The following is a 23,016-nucleotide window of genomic DNA, read 5'->3' as shown; positions in this document are numbered from 1 at the left end:
CCACCCTATGCGGCGCCCGCCCGCGGCCCGGGGTGCCAGACTGGCCCCATGCCCGCGCGCGAGTTCGCCACGGTCACCAGCGACGACCTGGTCACCGGCGAGGCCGTCGCGCTCGACCTCCCCCCGGCCAGCCTCGGCGCCCGGATGGCCGCCGGCCTCCTCGACGTCACCGCGACGGTCGTGGCCCTGCTCCTGGTGCTGCTGCTGTTCTCGGTCGCGACCATCGACGCCGATCCCGCAGCGGCCGAGGCGGCGGTGATCGCGGTGACCCTCCTCGTGCTGGTCGCCGCCCCGACGGCGCTCGAGACCCTGACCCGCGGCCGCTCGCTCGGCAAGCTGGCCCTCGGGCTGCGCGCCGTGCGCGACGACGCCGGGCCGATCTCCTTCCACCACGCGCTGACGCGCACCCTGATCGGCGTCGTCGAGGTCTACGCCTTCTTCGGGGTGCCGGCGTTCTTCTCCATGCTGGTCAGCCCGCGCGGCAAGCGGCTCGGCGACTACGCCGCCGGCACCTACGTCGTGCGCACCCGCGTCGCGCTCGCCCTCCCCCGCCCGCCGCTGGTGCCACCCCACCTCGCGGGCTGGGCCGAGCGCGCCGACATCGCGGCCCTGCCGACCGGGCTCGCGCTCGGTGTCCGCCAGTTCCTCGGGCGGGCGCCCACCCTCGACCCGCACTCGCGCGCGACCGTCGCCGCCGAGCTCGCCGAGGACGTGAGCGCCCACGTGGCGCCGCTGCCGCCGCCCGGCACCCACCCCGAGGACTTCCTCGCCGCGGTCATCGGCGCCCGCCGCGAGCGCGACCTCGAGCGGCTGCGCCGCCAGGACGACGTACGCCGCCGCCTCACCTCGGGGCGGTGACCTCGGCCGTCGCCGCCGGCACCCGCGGCACCAGGAGCACGGCCGCGGCGGCCCCGAGGCACAGCAGGCCCGCGGTGGACCACGCGGCGTCGTAGGCACCGGTGGTCTCCCGGACGATGCCGGCGAAGCTGGCGGCCACGCCCGCGCCGACCATGTGCGCGGCGAAGACCCAGCCGAACACCACGCCGGCCCGCTCGGGCCCGAAGTGGGCCCGGCACAGCGCGACCGTCGGCGGCACGGTGGCCACCCAGTCGAGGCCGTAGAAGACGATGAACACGAACAGGCTGGGCTGCACGACGTCGGCCAGCAGGTAGGGCACGGCGAGCAGCGAGAGCCCGCGCAGCGCGTAGTAGACGAGCAGCAGGTGGCGGCTGTCGACCCGGTCGGTCAGCCAGCCGCTCGCGATCGTGCCGACGATGTCGAAGACCCCGATGAGGGCGAGCAGCGACGCGGCCGTCGTCTGCGGCAGGCCGTGGTCGTGGGAGGCGGCGATGAAGTGGGTGCCGATGAGGCCGTTGGTCGACCAGCCGCAGATCCAGAACGTGCCGAAGAGGATCCAGAACGTCCGGTGCCGCGCGCTCTCGCGCAGCACGTCGACCGCCACCCGGGCCGCACCCCGGGTCGGCACCGGAGCGGCCGGCGCCGGGTCGTCCTCGCCCGCGCCGTACGCCGTTGTGCCGGCCGCGGCGGGCGAGTCGGCGAGCAGGAGCAGCACCAGCGGCACCAGCAGCAGCGCGAAGGCCGCCACCAGGCCGGAGGCCCACCGCCACCCGGGGCCGTCGGCGAGGTGGGCGATGACGGGCAGGAAGACCAGCTGGCCGGTCGAGCTGGCGGCGGAGAACACGCCGACGACCAGTCCGCGGTGGCGCACGAACCACCGGTTGGCCACGATCGCACCGAAGACCAGGGCCAAGGAGCCGGTGCCGACACCGATCGCGAAGCCCCACAGCAGCCACAGCTGCCAGGCCTGCGTCATGACCAGCGTGAGGCCGGAGCCGACGGCGACGAGGAGCAGCGAGGCGGCGACGACCCGCCGGAGCCCGAAGCGCTCCATCAGCGCCGCCGCGAACGGGGCGGTGAGGCCGTAGACCACGAGGTTGAGCGAGACCGCGCCCGAGGTGGTGGCGCGCGACCACCCGAACTCCTCCTCCAGCGGCTCCAGGAGCGCACCGGTCGAGGAGCGGAACCCGGCCGCGGCGACGAGGGCGCCGAGCGTGATGGCCGCGACCCACCAGGCCCGGTGCACGCGCGGGCGGCGCGGGGTCTCGACGGTCGCGGTCACCGCCGCAGGCTAGTGCGCAGGACGCACCTCCGCCCGCCACGGGGTCCGTGGCGGGCGGAGGTCGAGGGGGAGCCGGGTCGGCTCAGGAGGAGGTGAAGAGCAGGCGGTTGGGCGAGCCGTTGGCGCCGGAGACGACGTTGGTCGTGGCGTTGCCGAGCAGGGCGTTGGTGACGGTCGACGGCGAGGCCGACGGGTTGCCCTGCAGGTAGAGCGCCGCGACGCCGGCGACGTGCGGCGAGGCCATCGAGGTGCCGGAGATGGTGTTGGTGGCGGTGCTGCTGCCGATCCAGGCCGAGGTGATGCTCGAGCCCGGGGCGAAGATGTCGACGCAGGAGCCGTAGTTGGAGAACGACGAGCGCGCGTCGCTCGAGGTCGACGAGGCGACGGTGATCGCCGAGGCGGCACGGGCCGGCGAGGCGTTGCAGGCGTTCTGGTTCTCGTTGCCGGCGGCGACGACGACGGTGACGCCGGCGTTGGTCATCCGGGCGACCGCGGCGTCGGTGGCGGAGTCGGCACCGCCACCGAGGCTCATGTTGGCCACGGCCGGGCGGGAGGCCGTCGAGGCGACCCAGTCCATGCCGGCGATGACGCCGGAGTTGCTGCCGCTGCCGTTGCAGCCGAGGACGCGCACGGGGACGAGGGTGGTGCCCTTGGCGACGCCGTAGCGCGTGCCGCCGACGGTGCCGGCGACGTGGGTGCCGTGGCCGTTGCAGTCGGTGGTGCCGCGTCCGTCGTTGATGGCGGTGTAGCCGCTGGCCACCCGGCCGGAGAACTCCTGGTGGGAGGCGTTGATGCCGGTGTCGATCACGTAGCTGCGCACGCCGGCGCCGGTCCGGGTGTAGGTGTAGGTGCCCGAGAGCGGCCGGTTGCGCTGGTCGATGCGGTCCAGGCCGTAGGTCGGGTTGGTCTGGGTGGCGTTGATGCTCATCACGCCGTCCTGCTGGACGAAGCTGGTGGCCGGGTCGTTGCGCACCTCGGCCAGCTGCTCGGGCGTCAGCACGGCGGCGTACCCGTCGAGCTCGGTGTAGACCTCGGTGACCCGGCCGCCCTCGCCCTCGACCGCCTGCTGGGCCTCGGTCCGCGCGTCGGCCGCGCCGCCGGCGAGCATCACGATGTAGCGCGACGCGATGGGGTCCGCGGCCGTGACGAGCGGCGCCGGGGCGGCGCGTCCCGCGGTCGCGGTGGGGCCGGCGTCGGGGGCGGCGCCGGCGGGGCTGCCGGGCAGGGCGACGAGGGCGGAGGCGAGGGCGGCAGCCGTCGCGAGGGACTTGAGCACGGGTGGGACCTCCTGCGGCCGGGTCACGGCCAGGGACGGGACGCCGTCCCGTGGTCGGGTCGGCGGGCGGTGAGAACCGTTCCCGGAATCGTGGAGGGTGGGCCCGGGTGGGGGTAGGGGGGAACCCCTTGTCCGACCAGGCGACCGGCCGACCCGGCGGTCAGCCCGTGCGTCGGTAGGTCAGGTCGGTGACCGTCCGCCCCGCCGCGAGCCCCTTGCGCTCGAACTTGGTCACCGGCCGCTCGGCCCACCGCTCGACGATGCCGCCCTCGAGCAGCGGCTCGGCGTCGAGCACCTCGACCATCTGCTCGGCGTACGCCGCCCAGTCGGTGGCCAGCCGCCAGACCGCACCCGGTCGGAGCCGCCGGGCCGCCACGGCCGCGAAGGGCGGGGCGACGAGCCGACGCTTGTGGTGCCGGGCCTTGTGCCAGGGGTCGGGGAAGAACGTCCACAGCTCGGCCAGCGAGTCGGGCTCGACGACGTGCTCGAGCAGCCAGACGGCGTCGACGGAGCAGAAGCGCACGTTGGTCGCACCCGCCTCCGCGACCCGGCCCATGCCCTCGGCGACCCCGGGCCGCCAGACCTCGAGGGCCAGCACGTCGACCTCGGGCCGCGCGGCGGCGAGGGCGGCGGTCGCCTCCCCCACCCCGGGCCCGATCTCGACCACCAGCGGCGCCTCGCGGCCGAAGACCGAGGACCAGCGGAAGCCGGGGTCGTCCACCGCGTCCTCGGGCACGAACCACGCCTCGTGGTGGGCTGCCCACGCCGCGGCCTGCCGGGGGGTGAACCGGGCTCCGCGGCGGCTGTAGGAGAGCACCTCGCGCACCCGCCGACCGTCCTCGGTCAGCTTGTGGTGGGGGCGAGCGGGGAGCACGCGGTCTCGGTCGGTCACGGCCGACCATCCTCCCACCGCGCCGGAGCGTGCCGGCCGCGGGTCAGGAGGACCCGGCGGCCCCGGCCACGACGGCCAGGATGATGACGAGGTAGACGAGGAAGAAGGCGACCACCACGCCGAGGATGACCGTGCCGACGATGCCCAGGATGTAGCCGATCTGCACCTGGGAGCGTCCGCCGATCGCGCCGCCCGAGGCGTCGATCTCGGCCAGCGCCCGCTTGCCCATGACCCAGGCGAACGGGGCCGTGGCCTGGCACAGCACGATGCCGAGGATGCCGAGCACGAGCACCGTCATGGTGCGCGGGTGGTCCGGCGGCGCGAAGCCGGCGTACGGCCCGGGGGCGTAGGGGTTGGCGCCGTAGGGGCCCGGCGGGGAGGGCTGCTGCCCGTGCGCCGGGCCCGGCTGGCCCGCCGCGGCGTCGGTCCAGGGCTGCTGGCCGGGCTGCTGGCCGGGCTGCTGGTCTGGCCGGGGGTCCTTGCCGAGGTCGGGCGTCTCGCTCATGGAGGGGACCGTAGCCGTGGACGGCGGCCGGCAAACGCGACGGCGCCCACACCGGCGGGCGCACGTACACGCAGGACCCCCGCAGCCCGGGGGCTGCGGGGGTCCTGGGTGGAGCAGTGGTGCTGGTGCTGCTGGGTCAGTCGATCACTTGGTGATCTTGACGACCCGGCCGGCGCCGACGGTGCGGCCACCCTCGCGGATCGCGAAGCGCAGACCCTCGTCCATGGCGATGGGCTGGATGAGCTCGACCGACATCTCGGTGTTGTCACCCGGCATGACCATCTCGGTGCCCTCGGGCAGCGTGACGACGCCCGTGACGTCCGTGGTCCGGAAGTAGAACTGCGGACGGTAGTTGTTGAAGAACGGCGTGTGGCGGCCGCCCTCCTCCTTGCTGAGGATGTAGACCGAGGCCTCGAAGTTGGTGTGCGGGGTGGTCGTGCCCGGCTTGATCACGACCATGCCGCGCTCGACGTCCTCGCGCTTGGTGCCGCGGAGCAGGAGCCCGACGTTCTCGCCGGCCTGGCCCTCGTCGAGGAGCTTGCGGAACATCTCGACACCGGTGACGGTGCTCTTCTGGGAGCCCTCGCGGATGCCGACGATCTCGACCTCCTCGTTGACCTTGATGATGCCGCGCTCGATGCGACCGGTGATGACCGTGCCGCGACCGGTGATGGTGAAGACGTCCTCGACGGGCATGAGGAACGGCTTGTCGGTCTCGCGCTCGGGGGTCGGGATGCCCTCGTCGACGGCGTTCATGAGCTCGACGATCGAGTCGGCCCACTTCTCGTCACCCTGCAGCGCCGGGAAGGCGGCCACGCGGACGACCGGGATGTCGTCGCCGGGGAACTCGTAGTCGCTGAGGAGCTCGCGCACCTCCATCTCGACGAGCTCGATGAGCTCCTCGTCGTCGACCATGTCGCACTTGTTGAGCGCGACGACGATCGCGGGCACGCCGACCTGGCGGGCCAGGAGCACGTGCTCCTTGGTCTGCGGCATCGGGCCGTCGGTGGCGGCGACGACCAGGATCGCGCCGTCCATCTGCGCGGCACCGGTGATCATGTTCTTGATGTAGTCCGCGTGACCCGGGCAGTCGACGTGCGCGTAGTGGCGCGCCTCGGTCTGGTACTCGACGTGCGCGATCGAGATCGTGATGCCGCGCTGACGCTCCTCGGGAGCCTTGTCGATGTCCTCGAACGCCGACGCGGCGTTGAGGTCGGGGTGCTTGTCGTGCAGGACCTTCGTGATCGCCGCGGTCAAGGTGGTCTTGCCGTGGTCGATGTGACCGATGGTCCCGATGTTGACGTGCGGCTTGGTCCGCTCGAACTTCGCCTTAGCCACTGTGGGCTCCTCCTGGATTGGTTGTGACGTGACTCGTACTGATGTGGTGGTGCCGAGGGTCCAGTCGCCGTGGAGACGACCGGCGAGGACTACTCGCCGCGGACCTTCTTGATGATCTCGTCGGCGATGTTCGTGGGAACCTCGGCGTACGAGTCGAACTCCATCGAGTACGAAGCCTGGCCGGAGGTCTTGGACCTCAGGTCGCCAACGTACCCGAACATCTCGGACAGGGGCACGAGGGCGTCGATGACCATGTCACCGTGACGCTCCTCCTGGGCCCGGATCTGGCCGCGGCGCGAGTTGATGTCGCCGATGACCGTGCCGAGGAAGCTCTCCGGCGTGGTCACCTCCACGGCGAACATCGGCTCGAGCAGGCAGGGCTTCGCCTGGCGGGCGGCCTCCTTGAAGGCCTGGTTGCCGGCGATCTTGAACGCGAGCTCGGAGGAGTCGACGTCGTGGTAGGCGCCGTCCTCGAGGGTGAACTTCACGTCGACCATGGGGTAGCCGGCGAGCACGCCGAACTCCATGGCCTCCTGGCCGCCCTGGTCGACCGAGGGGATGTACTCCTTGGGCACGCGGCCGCCGGAGACGTTGTTGACGAACTCGTAGCCCGCACCGGTGCCGGTCTCGGGGTCGATGTTCGGGCCGAGCGAGACGACGACCTTCGCGAACTGGCCGGACCCACCGGTCTGCTTCTTGTGGGTGTAGCCGTGGTTCTTGACCTCCTTGCGGAGGGTCTCGCGGTAGGCCACCTGCGGCTTGCCGACGGTCGCCTCGACGCGGAACTCGCGCTTCATGCGGTCGACGAGGATCTCGAGGTGGAGCTCGCCCATGCCGGCGATGATCGTCTGGCCGGTCTCCTCGTCGGACTTGACCGTGAAGGTCGGGTCCTCGTCGGAGAGGCGCTGGATCGCGGTGCCGAGCTTCTCCTGGTCGGACTTGGTCTTCGGCTCGATGGCGACCTCGATCACCGGGGCCGGGAAGGTCATCGACTCGAGCACGACCTGGTTGTTGGGGTCGCTGAGCGTGTGACCGGTCTTGGTGTCCTTCAGGCCCATGACCGCGACGATCTGGCCGGCGCCGACCGAGGCGATCTCCTCACGCTTGTTGGCGTGCATCTGGTAGACCTTGCCGATCCGCTCCTTGCGGCCGTTGACCGAGTTGACCACGGTCGAGCCGGCCTCGAGCTTGCCGGAGTAGACCCGGACGTAGATCAGCTTGCCGAGGTGCGGGTCGCTGGCGATCTTGTAGGCCAGGCCGGAGAACGGCTCGGAGTCCGAGGGCTTGCGCTCGATCTCGGTCTCCTCGTCGCCCGGCTTGTGGCCGATGATGGCGTCGATGTCGAGCGGGCTCGGGAGGTACTTCACGACCGCGTCGAGCAGGGGCTGCACGCCCTTGTTCTTGAACGCCGTGCCGCACAGGACCGGGTTGAGCTGGTCGGCCAGGGTGGCCTTGCGGATCGCGGTCTCGAGCTCCTCGACGGTGAAGACGTCACCCTCCTCGAGGTAGCGCTCCATGATGTCGTCGTCGGTCTCGGCGACGGTCTCGACGAGCTTCTCGCGGTACTCGGCGGCCTGCTCGGCGAGGTCGGCGGGGATCTCCTCGACCTCGTAGTCCTCACCGATCTTGGTCTCGCCGCGCCACACCAGGGCGCGCATGCCGACGAGGTCGACGACGCCGAGGAAGTCGGACTCCGCGCCGATCGGGAGCTGCAGCACCAGCGGGGTGCTGTTGAGGCGCTCGACCATCATGTCGACGCAGCGGAAGAAGTCGGCACCCGTGCGGTCGAGCTTGTTGACGAAGCACATGCGGGGCACGGAGTACTTGTTGGCCTGGCGCCAGACCGTCATGGTCTGCGGCTCCACGCCGGCGACACCGTCGAAGACCGCGACCGCGCCGTCGAGGACGCGCAGCGAGCGCTCGACCTCGGCGGTGAAGTCGACGTGCCCGGGGGTGTCGATGATGTTGATCTGGTGGTCCTTCCACCAGCAGGTCGTCGCGGCCGACGTGATCGTGATGCCGCGCTCCTGCTCCTGCTCCATCCAGTCCATCGTGGCCGCGCCCTCGTGGACCTCACCGATCTTGTAGCTGATGCCGGTGTAGAAGAGGATGCGCTCGGTGGTGGTGGTCTTGCCCGCGTCGATGTGGGCCATGATGCCGATGTTGCGGACGACGTTCAGGTCGGTCGTGATGTTGACAGCCACGAGGCTCAGCGTTCCTTAGAGGTTGTGGTACGTGGACCAGGAGGTCCGCCGGGCGCGCACCGGCCGGACGGGGCCGGGCCGGCGCGCGCCCGCCGGAGTCACCAGCGGTAGTGGGCGAAGGCCTTGTTGGACTCGGCCATCTTGTGGGTGTCCTCGCGCTTCTTCACCGCGGCACCGAGGCCGTTGGAGGCGTCGAGGATCTCGTTCATCAGCCGCTCGTGCATGGTCTTCTCGCGGCGGTCCTGGGCGTAGCCCACGAGCCAGCGGAGCGCGAGCGTGGTGCCGCGGTTGCCCTTGACCTCGACGGGGACCTGGTAGGTCGCACCACCGACGCGGCGGGACTTGACCTCCAGCGCGGGCTTGATGTTCTCCATCGCGCGCTTGAGCGTCACGACGGGGTCGGTGCCGTTCTTCTCGCGGCAGCCCTCGAGGGCGGAGTAGACGATGCGCTGGGCGACCTGCTTCTTGCCGTCCTGCAGCACCTTGGACACGAGCTGGGTGACCAGCTGCGACCCGTAGACCGGGTCGACGTCGATCGGCCGCTTCGGGGCCGGACCCTTGCGCGGCATGTCAGCTCTTCTCCTTCTTCGCGCCGTAGCGGCTGCGAGCCTGCTTGCGGTTCTTCACGCCCTGGGTGTCGAGCGAGCCGCGGATGATCTTGTAGCGGACACCGGGGAGGTCCTTCACCCGGCCGCCGCGGACGAGCACGATGGAGTGCTCCTGGAGGTTGTGGCCCACGCCCGGGATGTAGGCCGTGACCTCGACGCCGCTGCTCAGGCGCACGCGGGCGACCTTGCGGAGGGCGGAGTTCGGCTTCTTCGGGGTGGTGGTGTAGACGCGCGTGCAGACGCCGCGTCGCTGGGGCGAACCCTTCAGGGCAGGCGTCTTGTTCTTCGACACCTTGTCCTGGCGGCCCTTGCGGACCAACTGCTGAATGGTGGGCACCTGGTGGTTCCCTCTCGGTCTACTCTCAGTGCCGGCACGGTGCCGGGCACGGTGGTGGTGCGTCCTCCGTGGACGCGGGTGGGGCGAGTGCCCGTGTGCCCGGGGGACCTGGTCGAGCTGAGGTCGCGGTCCGGGCAGACGAGAGCGCCTGGACAGGCCAGACACACAAGCGACGAGGCTACCGGCCGCCGTACGGGCAGGCAAAACGCGCCGGGGCGCGGCCCCGCGGGGCCGCTCAGGTGGCCTGGACGGTCTCGGGGACGGCGTCCTCGACCCGCCGGCCGCGGGTCGAGCGGGTCTCGGCGACCAGGCTGCGCCAGCCGCCGGTCATCCGCGCGTAGACGGCGACGGCGAGCACGGTGCCGACCAGGGTCAGCAGGCCGCCGAACACCAGGGTCCACCGGGCCCCGAAGTGCTCCCCCACGAAGCCGATGACGGGCGAGCCGATCGGGGTGCCGCCCATCACGATCGTCATGTAGAGCGCGAGCACCCGGCCCCGCAGCTCGGGCGCGGCGCTGAGCTGCAGCGTGGCGTTGGAGGAGTTGAGCATCGTCAGCGTGCAGAATCCGATGACCGGGGCGAACAGCGCGAACGAGGTGTACGTCGGCAGCACCGACGCCACGAGGAGCGCGACGCCGAAGGCACCACCGGCGCCGACGAGCAGTCGGAGCCGGATGCGCGAGCGACGGGCGGCGAGCACCGCCCCGGTCAGCGACCCGACGGCCAGGGCCGAGCCCAGGACGCCGAACTCCCCCGCGCCCTTGCCGAACTCCTGGGTCGCCATCAGCGCCGAGGTGATCATGAAGTTCATCCCGAACGTGCCGGCGAAGAAGACCAGCACCAGGATCATCACCATCCGTGGCTGGCTGCGCACGTAGCGCACGCCCTCCAGCAGCGCACCCGGCTGGCGGCCGGTGGGGCGGGGCGAGTGCAGCGCCGCGAGGTCCATCCGCTGCAGCTGGGCGATGACGGCGAGGTAGGACACGGCGTTGATGAGGATGACCCAGCCGGTGGCCGACGTGCCGTCGCCCAGCGCGTGGATCATCAGGCCGGCGAGCGCGGGGCCGAGGATGCGGGCCAGGTTGAAGCTGGCGGAGTTGAGGCCGACGGCGTTGGTCAGGTCGTCGGGCCCGACCATCTCGGAGACGAACGACTGCCGCGCGGGTCCGTCGAACGCCGAGGCGACACCGAAGATCGTCGCGATCACGAACACGTGCCAGGTCTGGGCGGCCTCGGTGACCGCGAGCACGCCCAGCAGCAGGCTGGTCAGGCCCATCGAGGCCTGGGTCACCTGCAGCAGCCGGCGCTTCGGCACCCGGTCGGCGATGACGCCGGCGTACGGCGAGAGGAGGAGCACCGGGAGGAACTGCAGCCCGGTGGTGATGCCGAGGGCGGTGCCCCCGCCGCCGAGGGTCAGGACCAGCCAGTCCTGGGCGACCCGCTGCATCCAGGTGCCGGTGTTGGAGACCAGGGTGCCGGCGACGTAGAGGCGGTAGTTGTGGTTGCGCAGGGCGCGGAAGGTGGGACTCACTCGGCTCCCGCCAGTCGTTCGAGGATGGGCGCGGCCTGCCGCAGCACGGCGCGCTCGTCGGGCGTGAGCTCCCGGAGCCGGAGCGCGAGCCACTCGTCGCGGCGGCGCCGGTCGGCGAGCAGGGTGGTGCGGCCCCGGTCGGTGAGGGTGACCACGACCTGGCGGCCGTCGGTGGCGTGCCGGCGGCGCTCGACGTACCCGTCTGCCTCGAGGGCGCTGACGGTGCGGGTCATGCTCGGCGGCTGCACCTTCTCGCGCTGGGCCAGCTCACCGACGGTGAGGTCGCCGAGCCGGTGGAGGCCGGCCAGCACCCCCATCGCGCCGAGGCTGAGGTCGTTGTCGGGGTGCCGCTCCCCCGCCAGGCGTCGGCGCAGGCGCATGACCGAGAACCGGAGCTCGGAGGCGAGCCCCGTGTCGGTGCGGGCGACCTTCTCGACGGTGGGCATGTCGTTAGCCTAAGTCATTACCCTGGCTAACTATTCCTCCGCGGGGGTGGTGGTGGTGGGTGGCGTGGCTGGTGTCGGCGGCCGCGCGCGTAGTCGATCGGGTCTCCGCGTCAAGGACGCCTGCGGCGCCGGCTCCGCCGGCCGCTTCGCGGTCCTTGACCCGGAGCCTCGCCCGATCGACTGACGGCGCGCTCAGCGGCACGGGCTCCGCCCGCGCCGCCGCTGGCGCGGCCGCCCTGACTCCTGGTGCCGATCTCCCACTCCTGGCGGGGAACTACCGACCAGGAGTAGGAGATCCCCGCCGGGAGTGGTGCCGGTGCATCTCGTGTGACGGGTGGGTCGGCGGGCCGCGCGAGGCTCGGGGTCAAGGACGGCCGCAGGCCGCGCGCAGCGGCGCGAGCGCAGCGAGCGTCCTAGACGCCGAGACGCGGCCTGCCACGCGCGCGGCCACCCGACCCACCCGCTCCAGGTCAGGTGAGGAGCTCGGTGACCGGCCGGATGGCGAAGTAGAGGACGAACAGGGCGGCGATGACCCACAGCAGCGGGCTGACCTCGGCGACCTTGCCGCGCACGACCTTGATGAGCACGTAGGCCAGGAAGCCGGCGCCGATGCCGACCGAGATGGAGTAGGTGAAGGGCATCAGCACGATGGTGAGGAACGCCGGCAGGGCGATCTCGAGGTCGTCCCACTCGATCTGGGTGACCTGGCGCATCATCAGGAAGCCGACCAGCACGAGCGCCGGCACCGCGGCCTCCGACGGGACCGTCTCGACCAGCGGCGCCAGGAAGATGGTGAGCAGGAAGCAGGCGCCGGTGACGATCGAGGCGAGCCCGGTGCGGGCGCCCTCGCCGACGCCGGCGGCCGACTCGATGTAGGAGGTGTTGGAGGAGACGCCCCCGAGCCCACCGGCCGCCGCGGCGACCGAGTCGACGACGAGGATCTTCTGCACCTCCGGCGGCACGCCGTCCTCGTCGTTGAGGCCGGCCTCGGCCCCGATGGCCGTCATCGTGCCCATGGTGTCGAAGAAGTCGGCCAGCAGGAGCGTGAAGACGAACAGCAGGGCCACCACCACGCCGGCGCGCTCGAACCCGCCGAGCAGGCTGACCTGCCCGAGCGTGCCGAAGTCGGGCCAGGCCCAGCCGTCGGGCAGGTCGGGCACCGTGAGCGCCCACCCGGTCGGTGAGCCCGGGGCGAGCTCGGCGACGGCCTGCACCAGGATCGCGACCGCGGTCGTGACCGCGATCGAGATGAGGATGGCGCCGCGCACCTGGCGCACCCACAGCGTCACCAGCAGCACCAGGCCCAGCACGAAGACGACCACCGGCCAGCCGTCGAGCTGCCCGGTCTGCCCCAGCTGGACGGGCACGGTCGTCTGGGCGGCATCGGGGATGCGCCGGACGAAGCCCGCGTCGACGAAGCCGATGAGGGCGATGAACAGGCCGATGCCGACCGAGATGGCGACCTTGAGCTGCACGGGCACGGCGTGGAAGACCGCCGTGCGGAACCCGGTGAGCACCAGGACCAGGATGACGATGCCCTCCAGGACGACCAGGCCCATCGCGTCGGCCCACGTCATCTGCGAGGCGACCGCGACGGCGAGGAACGCGTTGAGGCCGAGACCGGTGGCGATGGCCAGCGGGAACCGGGCCACGGCGCCCATCAGGATGCACATGACGCCCGCGACCAGCGAGGTGCCGGCCGCGATGGCCGGCAGGTTGGGACCGGACCCGGGCGCGGCACCGAGGAAGTTGCCGTCGGCGTCGGCGGCGTACCCGAGGATGAGGGGGTTGAGCGCGACGATGTAGGCCATCGTGAAGAACGTGACGAGACCGCCGCGCACCTCCCGGCCCACCGTGGAGCCACGCTCGGTGATCATGAAGTAGCGGTCGATCGCAGGCACGACGCACACCTTCTCAGTCGCGAGGGGGTGCGTGGGTCACGGGCGGGTTGCGTCTCGTCGCTCGGTCGGTGACGCGGGCTACGATCGGTCCGTGGACCTGCGCGACGACCAGCCGATGCAGCACGAGTTCCGCGACAAGGTCTACGTGCTGGCCGACGTGGAGCCCCTCGACGTCGACGGCGTGCGCACGGTCGAGGTCGGCACCGGCATCTTCCTGCTGGCCTTCCTCGGGCTGCTGCCGTTCTACGGGCGCCTCGAGGAGGACGGCCACACCTGGTGGCTGTGGATGTGCCTGGCCGGGGTGGGGCTCGGGCTGTTCGGCATGGAGTACTGCCGGCGGCGGCGCCGGGCACGGCAGGAGCGCGACGCGGAGACCGACGCCTAGGCCGGGTCGACCCCACCGCCGCGGCGGCGTGGCCTCGGGTCAGGCGCCGGGGCGCCTTCCTCGACCACCGTGTCGCCCGACCCTCGTCAGAACGACTCGAAGTCGTCGGTGCCGATGGTGTCCAGGACGTGGTCGGGCAGCGGCTGGGGCTCGTGCTTCTTGGCCAGCCGGACCTCGGAGTGGGCGCCGCAGCCGTGCTGCATCGAGACGACGCGGCCGTCGTCGTTGGCCTCGGCATTGGCGCAGACCCCGAAGGCCAGCGAGAGCGGGCCGGCGAGCCGGACCAGGAAGCCGCAGCTGCTGCACGACTGCGGGGCGGCCTGGGCCAGCGGGCTGTCGGGGCCGCCGTCGCCGTCGTACCAGCGCTGCGCGGCGAGGTCGCGGCCCTCGGGCGAGAGGGTGCGGACCCGGCCCAGGCCGAGGTCCTGGGCCACCTGGCGCACCTGGGCCTTCTCGTCGGCGTCGAGCGGGTCGTCGCCGAAGGAGTACGTCGGCACCAGGCGCGGGTCGTCGTCGTCGACGGGCAGCAGGTCGCCGGGCGAGAGGTCGCCGGAGCGGATGCGCTCGCGGTAGGGCACCCAGTCAGGAGCGGTGACGGCCTCGGAGCCGGGCAGCAGCACGACCTCGGCGACGGTGACGGTGCGCTGGCGGTAGGCCCGCACGACGGTGACCGCCCAGCGCCACCCGACGTACCCCGGACGGCTGCAGGCGAAGAAGTGCGTGACGGTGCGGTCGGCCTCGACCTCGGCCTCGACGCCGAGGTGCTCGCCGACCTCGGCGGCCGGGACCTCCTCGAGGAGGGCGGCGCGGGCCACCTCCACGGCCCGGGCGGCCACGGAGTCGGGCTGGGTGCGCGCGAGGGTGCCGGAGGTCGTCACGGGCGCCAGTGTGACGGATCGGCGGTGGCGCTGTCAGGTCGGGTCGCGCGTCGGGCGGGTCCGCACGTGCACCCGCGCGCCCGCGGGGCAGGATGGTCCGCATGACCTCCGGCCCCGACCACGACGAGGCGCGCACCGAGCGCCCCCGCGGCGGCCAGGGCGTGGGCCAGGGCGTCGGCCGGGGCCTGGGCACCGGGGCGCGCGCGACCGCCCGTGGCGCCCGGGGGGCGGCCCGGGTCACCGGCCGGGCGGGGCGGTACGCCGTCGCGCAGGCCAGGCGGGCCGCCGGGGCCCAGGGCGCCGAGCAGTCGGGGCTCAACCGGCTCATCTACCTCCACGCCGCCAACGCCGCCGGCGACGCGGCCGTGGCCATCTCGCTGGCCACCACCGTCTTCTTCGCCGGCGCCACGAGCGAGGCCCGCGGCCAGGTGGCGCTGTTCCTGGGCCTGACGATGCTGCCGTTCGCCATCGTGGCGCCGCTCATCGGCCCGTTCCTGGACAAGTTCAGCCACGGTCGCAGGTGGGCCATCGGCGCGACGTTCGCGATCCGCGGGTTCCTGTGCTGGGTGCTGGCGGGGGCGGTCGCAGCCGACTCGGCCCTGCTCTACCCCGCCGCCCTCGGCGTCCTCGTCGCGTCCAAGGCGTACGGCGTCACGCGGGCCGCCGCGATCCCGCGCCTGCTCCCCGACGACCTCACGCTGGTCAAGGCCAACGGGCGGGTCTCCCTGGCCGGCCTGGTCGGCGGCGGCATCTCGGCGCCCCTGGCCGGCGCGGCGGCGTACTTCGGGGCGTCGTGGTCGCTGCGCTACGCGTTCCTGGTCTTCGTGGTCGGCACGGTGGCGGCGATCCTGCTGCCGGCCAAGGTCGACTCCACCGCCGGGGAGCAGCAGGTCTCGCTGCGACCGGGCGAGAACGACCGCAAGGGCACCCAGATCCCGCCGCAGGTGGCCTACGCACTGCGGGCCAACCTCGGGCCGCGGTGGCTCTCGGGCTTCTTGACCATGTACATGGCGTTCCTGCTGCGCGACCACCCGCTGCCCGGCTGGGAGACCGAGACGAAGCAGGCGGCGCTGGTCGGCATCGTCATCGGCGGCGCGGCCACGGGCAACGCCATCGGCATCTTCGCGGCCTCGGTGCTGAAGAAGATCAACCCGGCGGTGACGGTGACCTTCGCGTTGCTGGCCGACGTCGGCATCGTGCTCGTGGGCACGCTGTTCTACGGCCTGCTGGCGCTGGCCGGGCTGGGGCTGGTGGCCGGCCTGGCGCAGTCGCTGGCCAAGGTCTCCCTCGACTCCACCATCCAGTCCGGTGTGCCGGTGAGGGTGCAGGCCAGCGCCTTCGCCCGCTCCGACACCACCCTGCAGCTGGCCTGGGTGGTCGGCGGGTTCGTCGGCATCGCACTCCCCCAGGTGCCGCGGCTCGGGCTCGGGGTCGCGCTGGCCGTGCTCGCCGCGTGGACGCTGTTCGTGCTGTCCTCGCGCCCCCGCGGACGCGGCGGGCGGCCGGTGGGACCGACGCCGGCGAAGGAGCCGCGGGTCGTCTGAGCGACCCGGCGCGGGTGGCGACGGTCGGGCGGTCAGGCCTCGAGCTGGTCGGCCAGGGCGCGCAGCAGCTTAGCCACGGGGCGTGCGGCCTTGGCGTCGGGGTGGCGCCCGTGCCGGTAGGCCTCGCCGACGCCGTCGAGCACCCGGATGAGGTCCTCGACGATCGGGACCATCTCCTCGGGGCGCTTGCGACGGGCCTGGGCCTGGTTGCGGCTGACCGACGCCGGGGCGTCGAGCACCTTGACCTGCAGCGCCTGGTCGCCCTTGCGACCCTGGGCGATGCCGAACTCGACCCGGGTGCCCGGCTTGAGGGCGGTCAGGCCCTCGGGCAGCGCGTCGGCGTGCACGTAGACGTCGGGCCCGTCGTCCTGCGACAGGAAGCCGAAGCCCTTGCCGGCGTCGTACCACTTGACCTTGCCGTTCGGCACCGCACTGCCCTCCACGCACCGCACCCACGGGGACGTCCCGTGGGCGAGCGCCACCCTATGCCACCGGCGTGGACCCGGTGGCGTCCGTGGGGGTGCCCCCGGCCAGGTGCTGGTCGAGCCAGGCCGGGAAGGCGTGGAGGTCGTCGAGGACGACGTGGGTGCCCGCGGCCACCAGCTCCTCGCGGGTGCAGCCGCCGGTGAGCACCGAGACGCTGGTGACCCCGGCGGCGAGGGCGCCCTCGACGTCGTGCACGTGGTCGCCGACGTACACCGAGGCGCCTTCTGCCTGCAGCGCGTCGGCCTTGCCCGCGCCCCACAGCCACCCGGTGAGGGCGTCGACCTCGAGCCGGAGGTGGTCCAGGTGCAGCCGGGCGTTGGGCTCGTACTTGCCGGTGACCACCACGACCCGCCCCCCGTGCCGTCGTACGGCGGCGAGCGCGGCCTCCGCGCCCGGCAGGAGCGGCACGGAGGCGATGGCGTGGTCGGGGTACAGGGCGCGGAAGCGGTCGCCCGCCGGACCGACCTCCGCGGCCGGCAGGTGGGGCGCCAGCAGGTGGTCGAGCGGCGGCCCGAGGGCCCGGGTCATCTCGGCCACCGGGAAGTCGACGCCGAGCTCCTCGCCGAGGGCTCGCAGGACGGAGCGGAAGCCGGGTGCGGTGTCGATCAGGGTCATGTCGAGGTCGAACCCGACCACCGGAGCGGCACTCACCCGGCCAGCGTAGGTGGAGGGGTCACCGGTTCGGGTGCGGCGGGTGGGACGGGTGGGCCAGAATGGTCGACCCATCCCCCACCGGAGGTGCCCGTGCGCCCAGGACGAGCCGTGCGTCCGCGGCTCCGCCCTGCCCGCACGCGACCGGCCGGCTCCCGGGCCGGGACGGCGGTGGGCGCGGCGCTGACCGCGCTGGCCACCGCGGTCGCCCTGCTGCCGGCGGCACCGGTGGCGGCCGACGACCCGGCGCCCGCCCCGGCGTCGGGGTCCTCCGAGACCTCGCTGCACCTGGTGACGCTCCGCTCCCCCGGCACGGCGTCGGGGAGGGCCAGCGCGGTCCTGCCCGGACCGCTGGCGGCGCTGCGGCAGCTCGCCGAGCAGAACCGGGTGCTCGAGGCCGTCGGCTCGCCCGAGCCCGTCTACCGCTGGACGACCGCCGTCAACGGGATGGCGGTCGAGCTCGACGAGGAGCAGGCGGCGACGCTGGCCCGCGAGCCCGCGGTGCTCGACGTGGTGGCCGACACCGTGCGGCCGCTCGCCTCGACCCCGACACCCGCGTCGTCCCGCGCCGCCCTGCCCGAGGAGGTCTCCGCCGCCCTCGCCCCGCCCGGACCGCGCCGCGGGGGCCGGGGCGTGGTGGTCGGCGTGGTCGACACCGGGCTGGCGCCCGACAGCCCGGTCTTCGCGCCCCGGTCCAGCGCCGGGGCACCGCCCGGCTTCGGCGGCGCCTGCGAGACCGGGCCGGACTGGCCGGCCTCCGCGTGCTCGGGCCGCGTGGTCGGCGCCCGCACCTACGTCGACGGCTTCGGCGTCGACGCGGTGCGTGCCGCGACGCCGATCTCCCCGCGCGACCGCGACGGCCACGGCACCCGCACCGCCTCCCTCGCCGTCGGCAACGCCCGCGTGCCCGTGGTGGTGGGCGAGGAGCGCCTCGGCACCTTCGGCGGCCAGGCCCCCGACGCCTCGCTCGCGGTCTACCGCGCGTGCTGGAACGCCCCCGACCCCCGCGACGACGGCTGCTCGGTCGCCGACCTGGTCGCAGCGGTCGACGACGCGGTGCGCGACGGCGTCGACGTCCTCACCCTCGCCGTCGGTGGGCCGTCCGGGATCGACGTGCTCGAGCGGGCCCTGCTCGGGGCCACCGAGGCCGGGGTCGTGGTGGTCGCGGCCGCCGGCAACGACGGCGCCGGTGGCGCTGCGCACTCCTCGCCGTGGGTGCTCTCGGTGGGCGGCTCGACCGGCGCCGTGCGCCGGGGTGAGGTCGTCCTGCCCGGCGGGCAGCGCCTGGCCGGCGCCATGGCCTCGCGCCGTGGCCGGGGCCCGACCCGGGTCGTCCGGGCCGCCGACGCGGCCGCGACCGGCGTCCGCGCGGCCGAGGCGCGCGTCTGTGCCCCCGGGTCGCTGGATGCCCGCGAGGTCGCGGGCGCCGTGGTCGTCTGCGACCGCGGCCAGGTCGGCCGGGTCGTGAAGTCGCGCACGGTCGCCCTCGCCGACGGCGTCGCCATGGTCCTGCTCAACCGCGACCGCGGCTCGGTCGACGCCGACGTGCACAGCGTGCCGACGGTCCACCTCCCCGCCGGCGCCGGTCGGGTGCTGCGCCGCGCCCTCGCGGACCGGCCCGGCCTGCGGGTCGCCCTGCGTCCCCGCGGCACCGCCCAGCGCCCGGCCCGGGTCGCCGGGTTCTCCGGGTCCGGCACCGGCTCGGACACCGTCGACCCCGACGTCGTCGCCCCCGCCACCAACGTGCTGGCCGCCGTGCCCGCCGAGCGGGGCTCGTGGGACGTCGACGCCGGCACCTCCGCGGCCGCGGCCGTCGTGGCCGGCGTCGCCGCCACCCTCCTCGCCCGCGGCGCCGACCCCGCCCAGGTGCGCTCCGCCCTGGTCACCACCGCCCGCCCGCTGCGGCGCAGCCCCGTCACCCGCGCCGGCGCCGGACTGGTGCGGGCCCGCGCCGCCCGTCGCCCGGGGCTCGCCGTGCTCACCGACCCGGCGGCCTACCGCGCCTGGCTCGACGGCGACGCCGTGCGGCTCAACAGCCCCACCGTGGTGCTCGCCGGCGGACGGCGTACGACGACGCGGCGGGTCACCAACGTCTCCGGCCGCCGCCTCTACTTCTCCTCCAGCGCGGTCGGGTTCCGCCGCGACGTACGGGTGTCACCGGCGGCGCTGCGTCTCGGGCCGGGCGAGAGCGCGACGTTCAGGGTGACGGCCGGGCCGCGACGAGGCAGCCGCGTCGACGACGGGTACGTCGTGTGGCGCGGCGCCACCGGCACCACCACCCGCGTGCCGGTGGTGCTGACGCGGTGACGCTCGCGCTGGACCTGCCGCTGCGCACCGAGCGGCTCGTGCTGCGGCTGGCCCGCGACGCCGACGTCGACGACCTGCTGTCCTACCGGGGCGATCCCGAGGTGTGCCGCTACCTGCCCTTCCCGCCGCAGGGCCGCGACGACGTGGTCTCCCGGATGGCGCAGTGGCTCGAGGCCGCGGCCGCCGGCCCGGACGCCGACCTCGACAGCGACTGGCCCCTGACCCTCGTCGCCGACCTCGACGGTCGGGTGGTCGGGGACGTGATGGTGCGGCTCAAGGCCGGGCCGGCGCGCTCGATCGCCGAGGTCGGGTGGGTCTTCTCCCCCACCGTCGCCGGGCGGGGCCTCGCCACCGAGGCCGCCCGCGCGGCCGTCGACCTCTGCTTCGGCCCCCTCGGCTGCCACCGCGTCGCCGCGCAGCTCGACCCGCGCAACACCGCCTCGGCCCGCCTGTGCGACCGGCTCGGCATGACCCACGAGGCCCACCTGCGCCAGGACTGGTGGGACGACGGCGCGTGGACCGACACCGCCATCCATGCCGTGCTCCGCGCGGAGTGGGTGACCCCGAGCCGGCGGTAGTCCCTGGCAGGGATCACGGGTGCGAGGGCGCCCGGGCGTGATCCTTGCCAGGGACTACCGCCCCGGGGCGGGCCGGGCCGGACCCGACCAGCAGGACGGCGCCCCAACCCCCACCCAGGCCCACCACAGGGCGCGCGGAGACGGAGACCGGGCCCCGGGGCTCGGCGGCAGGGCGCCCAGGCGGCGGCCAGCAGACCTGGCCGAGCCGGACCCGACCAGCAGAACGGCGCCCCAACCCCCACCCAGGCCCACCACAGGGCGCACGGAGACGCAGGCCAGGCCCCGGGGCTCGGCGGCCGCCACCCAGACCGGCGGCAGCGTGCCCAGGCAGGGGCGGCCAGCGAGACCCGGCCCGGCCGGAGTCGACCATCCAGCGGAGGGCGGCCAGCGAGACCCGGCCTGGCCGGAGTCGACCAATCAGGACAGCCCGAGCTCGGCGGCGGACTTCTCGCGCATCTCGACCTTGCGGACCTTGCCGGTGACGGTCATCGGGAACTCGTCGACGACCAGCACGTAGCGGGGGATCTTGTAGTGCGCGAGGCGACCGGTGGCGAAGGCGCGGACCGCGTCGGCGTCGAGCGGCTCGGCGCCGGGACGCAGCCGCACCCAGGCGCACAGCTCCTCGCCGTACTTCTGGTCGGGCACGCCGACCACCTGCACGTCGAGGACGTCGGGGTGACCGATGAGGAACTCCTCGATCTCGCGCGGGTAGATGTTCTCCCCGCCGCGGATCACCATGTCCTTGATGCGGCCGACGATGTTGCAGTAGCCGTCCTCGCGCATCACCGCGAGGTCGCCGGTGTGCATCCAGCCGTCGGCGTCGACGGCCTCGGCGGTCTTCTCGGGCTCGTCCCAGTAGCCGAGCATCACCGAGTAGCCGCGGGTGCACAGCTCGCCCGGCTCGCCGCGCTCGAGGGTGGCGCCGCTGACGGGGTCGACCACCTTGACCTCCACGTGCGGGTGGACCCGGCCGATCGTCGCCGTACGCCGCTCGAGGTCGTCGTCGACGCGCGTCTGGCAGGAGACGGGTGAGGTCTCGGTCATGCCGTAGGCGATGGAGACCTCCGCCATGTGCATGTCGGAGACGCAGCGCTTCATCACCTCGACCGGGCAGATCGAGCCCGCCATGATGCCGGTGCGCAGCGTCGAGAGGTCGCGGTCGCCGAAGGTCGGGTCGGCGTGCATCGCGATGAACATCGTCGGGACGCCGTACACCGCGGTGCAGCGCTCGTCCTCGATCGCCTGCAGCGTCGTCGCGGGCTCGAAGGCGGGGCCGGGGACGACCATCGTCGCGCCGTGGGTGGTGCAGCCGAGGTTGGCCATCACCATGCCGAAGCAGTGGTAGAAGGGCACCGGGATGCACAGCCGGTCCTCGTGGGTCAGGTTGATCGTCTCGGTGGTGAACCAGCCGTTGTTGAGGATGTTGCGGTGGCTGAGGGTCGCGCCCTTGGGGAAGCCGGTCGTGCCCGAGGTGTACTGGATGTTGATCGGGTCGTGCGGCCCCAGGCCGGCGGCTCGTGCGTCGAGCGCGTCGGCCGGCAGGTCGGCGCCGGCGGCGACGAGGTCGGCCCAGTCCTCGGTGTCCACGAGCACGGTGCGCTCGAGCGAGGGGCACTCGGGGGCGACCTCGGCGATCATCGCGCGGTAGTCGCTGGTCTTGAACGCGCGGGTCGCCAGCAACCACCGCAGCCCGCTCTGGCGCACGACGTAGGCGAGCTCGTGCGTGCGGTAGGCCGGGTTGACGTTGACGAGCACGATGCCCGCCTTGGCCGTGGCGTACTGCGTGATCGTCCACTCCGCGCAGTTGGGAGCCCAGATGCCGACCCGGTCACCCGCCTCGAGCCCCGAGGCGACCAGGCCCCGGGCCAGGGCGTCGACGTCGCGCCCGAGCTCGGCCCAGGTCCACCGCCGTCCGGTCGCCACCTCCACCAGCGCCTCGCGGTCGGGCCACGTCGCGACGGTGCGGTCGAACGACGCCCCGATCGTCTCCTCGAGCAGCGGCTGGTCGGTCTCACCCCGGGCGTAGGACTCCATGCCGCCGACACAACCACGACTGCGCCTCGAAGCACAGGGCTCGCGGGCGCTGGCGTACATTCCACGTCGTGCCCGACAAGGACGAAGTGCGCCGGCCCGCGGCCGACGAGACGGTGCCCGGCGACGACGGGTCAGCGGCCGCCGGCGAGCCCGTCGAGCAGCCCGTCGAGCAGCCCGTCGAGGTGCACCCCGAGGACAAGCGTCGGGCGCCGCTGTGGCTGGAGACGATCGTGCTCCTCGTGGTCGCCCTGGGCATGGCGCTGGTCATCAAGACCTTCTTCGTCCAGGCCTTCTACATCCCCTCGGCCTCCATGGAGCCCGGCCTCGTGGCCAACGACCGGATCCTGGTGCAGAAGGTCTCCTACTGGTTCGGCGGCGAGCCGCAGCGCGGCGACGTCATCGTCTTCGAGGACCCCGGCAGCTGGCTGGTCGACCCCGGCACCGGACCCCAGGGCATCGTCGCCAAGGGCCTGGCCCGGGTCGGGCTCTACCCCACCGGCGGCCACCTCGTGAAGCGCGTCATCGGCACCCCCGGTGACACCATCGAGTGCTGCGACGACCAGGGCCGCCTGATCATCAACGGCGTCCCCGTCGACGAGGACTCCTTCATCCGCGACCAGCCCGACTGCGACGGCCCGATGGTCAACGGCTGCTCGCGCGACTGGTCGGTCACCGTGCCCGAGGGCCGGCTGTTCGTCATGGGCGACAACCGGGCCGCCTCCGCCGACTCCTCCGACCGCCTCTGCAAGCGCCAGCCCGCGCAGTGCGACCCCGACGAGCCGTCGTTGCCCAAGCGCGACCCCGACCGGCCGTTCGTGCCGCTCGACAACGTCGTCGGCAAGGTGTTCAGCCTCGTCTGGCCGCTCGACCACGCCGAGCTCATCGGCCGCCCCGACGTGTTCGAGGCCGTGCCGGACGCTGCGTCTGACTGACCTGCTGCGGGCGGCCGGCCGTCGTCCCGTGAGCGCGCCGTGA

At 73.4% G+C, this 23,016-nt stretch carries 21 protein-coding genes; 6 read left to right on the top strand and 15 right to left on the bottom strand.

Annotated features, from left to right (window positions below):
- The first annotated feature begins 48 nt into the window (after positions 1–48).
- Positions 49–858, top strand: a complete 810-nt coding sequence (locus FJQ57_RS02540) for an RDD family protein (protein ID WP_139977662.1) — start codon at positions 49–51, stop codon at positions 856–858.
- Here FJQ57_RS02540 and FJQ57_RS02535 read toward each other — a convergent pair.
- The 11 genes from FJQ57_RS02535 to FJQ57_RS02485 all read right to left on the bottom strand — a co-directional run bounded on the left by FJQ57_RS02535 (position 842) and on the right by FJQ57_RS02485 (position 13,154).
- On the bottom strand, positions 842–2,140 hold the full coding sequence (locus FJQ57_RS02535; protein WP_139977661.1) for an MFS transporter: 1,299 nt from the start codon (positions 2,138–2,140) through the stop codon (positions 842–844). The two genes, FJQ57_RS02540 and FJQ57_RS02535, sit on opposite strands and share 17 nt — an antisense overlap.
- An 82-nt stretch (positions 2,141–2,222) precedes the next feature.
- Positions 2,223–3,416: a S8 family peptidase gene (locus FJQ57_RS02530; protein WP_246081552.1), complete on the bottom strand. Its 1,194-nt coding sequence runs from the start codon at positions 3,414–3,416 to the stop codon at positions 2,223–2,225.
- Between the two features lie 160 nt (positions 3,417–3,576).
- Positions 3,577–4,308 (bottom strand): tRNA (guanosine(46)-N7)-methyltransferase TrmB, encoded by a 732-nt coding sequence (gene trmB / locus FJQ57_RS02525; RefSeq protein WP_139977659.1) that lies wholly within the window; start codon positions 4,306–4,308, stop codon positions 3,577–3,579.
- 43 nt (positions 4,309–4,351) lie between these two features.
- Positions 4,352–4,813 carry a DUF4190 domain-containing protein gene (locus FJQ57_RS22850; RefSeq protein WP_211348725.1) on the bottom strand — a complete coding sequence of 154 codons (462 nt, stop codon included), beginning with the start codon at positions 4,811–4,813 and terminating at the stop codon, positions 4,352–4,354.
- A 144-nt stretch (positions 4,814–4,957) separates the two neighbouring features.
- Positions 4,958–6,151 carry an elongation factor Tu gene (gene tuf, locus FJQ57_RS02515; protein WP_139977658.1) on the bottom strand — a complete coding sequence of 398 codons (1,194 nt, stop codon included), beginning with the start codon at positions 6,149–6,151 and terminating at the stop codon, positions 4,958–4,960.
- 89 nt (positions 6,152–6,240) lie between these two features.
- The gene (gene fusA / locus FJQ57_RS02510) at positions 6,241–8,355 is read right to left on the bottom strand and encodes an elongation factor G (RefSeq protein ID WP_139977657.1); all 2,115 of its coding nucleotides are present in this window, start codon (positions 8,353–8,355) and stop codon (positions 6,241–6,243) included.
- 98 nt (positions 8,356–8,453) lie between these two features.
- The gene (gene rpsG, locus FJQ57_RS02505; RefSeq protein WP_139977656.1) at positions 8,454–8,924 is read right to left on the bottom strand and encodes a 30S ribosomal protein S7; all 471 of its coding nucleotides are present in this window, start codon (positions 8,922–8,924) and stop codon (positions 8,454–8,456) included.
- Between the two features lies 1 nt (position 8,925).
- Positions 8,926–9,300 (bottom strand): 30S ribosomal protein S12, encoded by a 375-nt coding sequence (rpsL, locus tag FJQ57_RS02500; protein ID WP_056681807.1) that lies wholly within the window; start codon positions 9,298–9,300, stop codon positions 8,926–8,928.
- A gap of 235 nt (positions 9,301–9,535) precedes the next feature.
- On the bottom strand, positions 9,536–10,831 hold the full coding sequence (locus FJQ57_RS02495; RefSeq protein WP_139977655.1) for an MFS transporter: 1,296 nt from the start codon (positions 10,829–10,831) through the stop codon (positions 9,536–9,538).
- On the bottom strand, positions 10,828–11,277 hold the full coding sequence (locus FJQ57_RS02490; RefSeq protein ID WP_139977654.1) for a MarR family winged helix-turn-helix transcriptional regulator: 450 nt from the start codon (positions 11,275–11,277) through the stop codon (positions 10,828–10,830). The genes FJQ57_RS02495 and FJQ57_RS02490 overlap by 4 nt, the downstream gene beginning before the upstream one ends.
- Positions 11,278–11,747: 470 nt before the next feature.
- Entirely contained in the window at positions 11,748–13,154 is a 1,407-nt protein-coding gene (locus tag FJQ57_RS02485; protein ID WP_139978948.1) for an NCS2 family permease, read from the bottom strand.
- A gap of 115 nt (positions 13,155–13,269) precedes the next feature.
- Here FJQ57_RS02485 and FJQ57_RS02480 point away from each other — a divergent pair, with 115 nt between their 5' ends.
- Entirely contained in the window at positions 13,270–13,563 is a 294-nt protein-coding gene (locus FJQ57_RS02480; RefSeq protein ID WP_246081551.1) for a DUF2530 domain-containing protein, read from the top strand.
- A gap of 86 nt (positions 13,564–13,649) precedes the next feature.
- On the opposite strand, the gene FJQ57_RS02475 is transcribed toward FJQ57_RS02480, so the two are convergent.
- The gene (locus FJQ57_RS02475; RefSeq protein WP_246081550.1) at positions 13,650–14,441 is read right to left on the bottom strand and encodes a DUF3027 domain-containing protein; all 792 of its coding nucleotides are present in this window, start codon (positions 14,439–14,441) and stop codon (positions 13,650–13,652) included.
- Between the two features lie 101 nt (positions 14,442–14,542).
- Between FJQ57_RS02475 and FJQ57_RS02470 the strand changes: the two genes are divergently transcribed.
- Positions 14,543–15,985 carry an MFS transporter gene (locus FJQ57_RS02470; RefSeq protein WP_139977652.1) on the top strand — a complete coding sequence of 481 codons (1,443 nt, stop codon included), beginning with the start codon at positions 14,543–14,545 and terminating at the stop codon, positions 15,983–15,985.
- A gap of 32 nt (positions 15,986–16,017) precedes the next feature.
- Here FJQ57_RS02470 and FJQ57_RS02465 read toward each other — a convergent pair whose 3' ends face one another.
- On the bottom strand, positions 16,018–16,413 hold the full coding sequence (locus tag FJQ57_RS02465; protein WP_139977651.1) for a cold-shock protein: 396 nt from the start codon (positions 16,411–16,413) through the stop codon (positions 16,018–16,020).
- Positions 16,414–16,468: 55 nt separating this feature from the next.
- Complete coding sequence (locus tag FJQ57_RS02460) at positions 16,469–17,122, bottom strand: HAD family hydrolase (protein ID WP_139977650.1); 654 nt, start codon at positions 17,120–17,122, stop codon at positions 16,469–16,471.
- A gap of 111 nt (positions 17,123–17,233) precedes the next feature.
- Between FJQ57_RS02460 and FJQ57_RS02455 the strand changes: the two genes are divergently transcribed.
- The gene (locus FJQ57_RS02455; RefSeq protein WP_170219240.1) at positions 17,234–19,429 is read left to right on the top strand and encodes a S8 family serine peptidase; all 2,196 of its coding nucleotides are present in this window, start codon (positions 17,234–17,236) and stop codon (positions 19,427–19,429) included.
- Complete coding sequence (locus tag FJQ57_RS02450; RefSeq protein ID WP_139977648.1) at positions 19,426–20,007, top strand: GNAT family N-acetyltransferase; 582 nt, start codon at positions 19,426–19,428, stop codon at positions 20,005–20,007. Before FJQ57_RS02455 ends, FJQ57_RS02450 begins: the two co-directional genes overlap by 4 nt.
- A gap of 417 nt (positions 20,008–20,424) precedes the next feature.
- Here the strand turns inward: FJQ57_RS02450 and FJQ57_RS02445 are convergent, their stop codons facing one another.
- Positions 20,425–22,041 (bottom strand): AMP-binding protein, encoded by a 1,617-nt coding sequence (locus FJQ57_RS02445; protein ID WP_139977647.1) that lies wholly within the window; start codon positions 22,039–22,041, stop codon positions 20,425–20,427.
- A 68-nt stretch (positions 22,042–22,109) separates the two neighbouring features.
- On the opposite strand from FJQ57_RS02445, the gene lepB reads away from it, so the two are divergent.
- Positions 22,110–22,973, top strand: a complete 864-nt coding sequence (gene lepB / locus FJQ57_RS02440; protein WP_246081549.1) for a signal peptidase I — start codon at positions 22,110–22,112, stop codon at positions 22,971–22,973.
- The last annotated feature ends 43 nt before the right edge of the window (positions 22,974–23,016 follow it).

Source organism: Nocardioides litoris (assembly GCF_006346315.1).
Lineage (GTDB): Bacteria > Actinomycetota > Actinomycetes > Propionibacteriales > Nocardioidaceae > Nocardioides > Nocardioides litoris.
The sequence above is the reverse complement of the archived record's forward strand: the minus strand, read 5'-3'. Positions and strand labels throughout refer to the sequence as shown.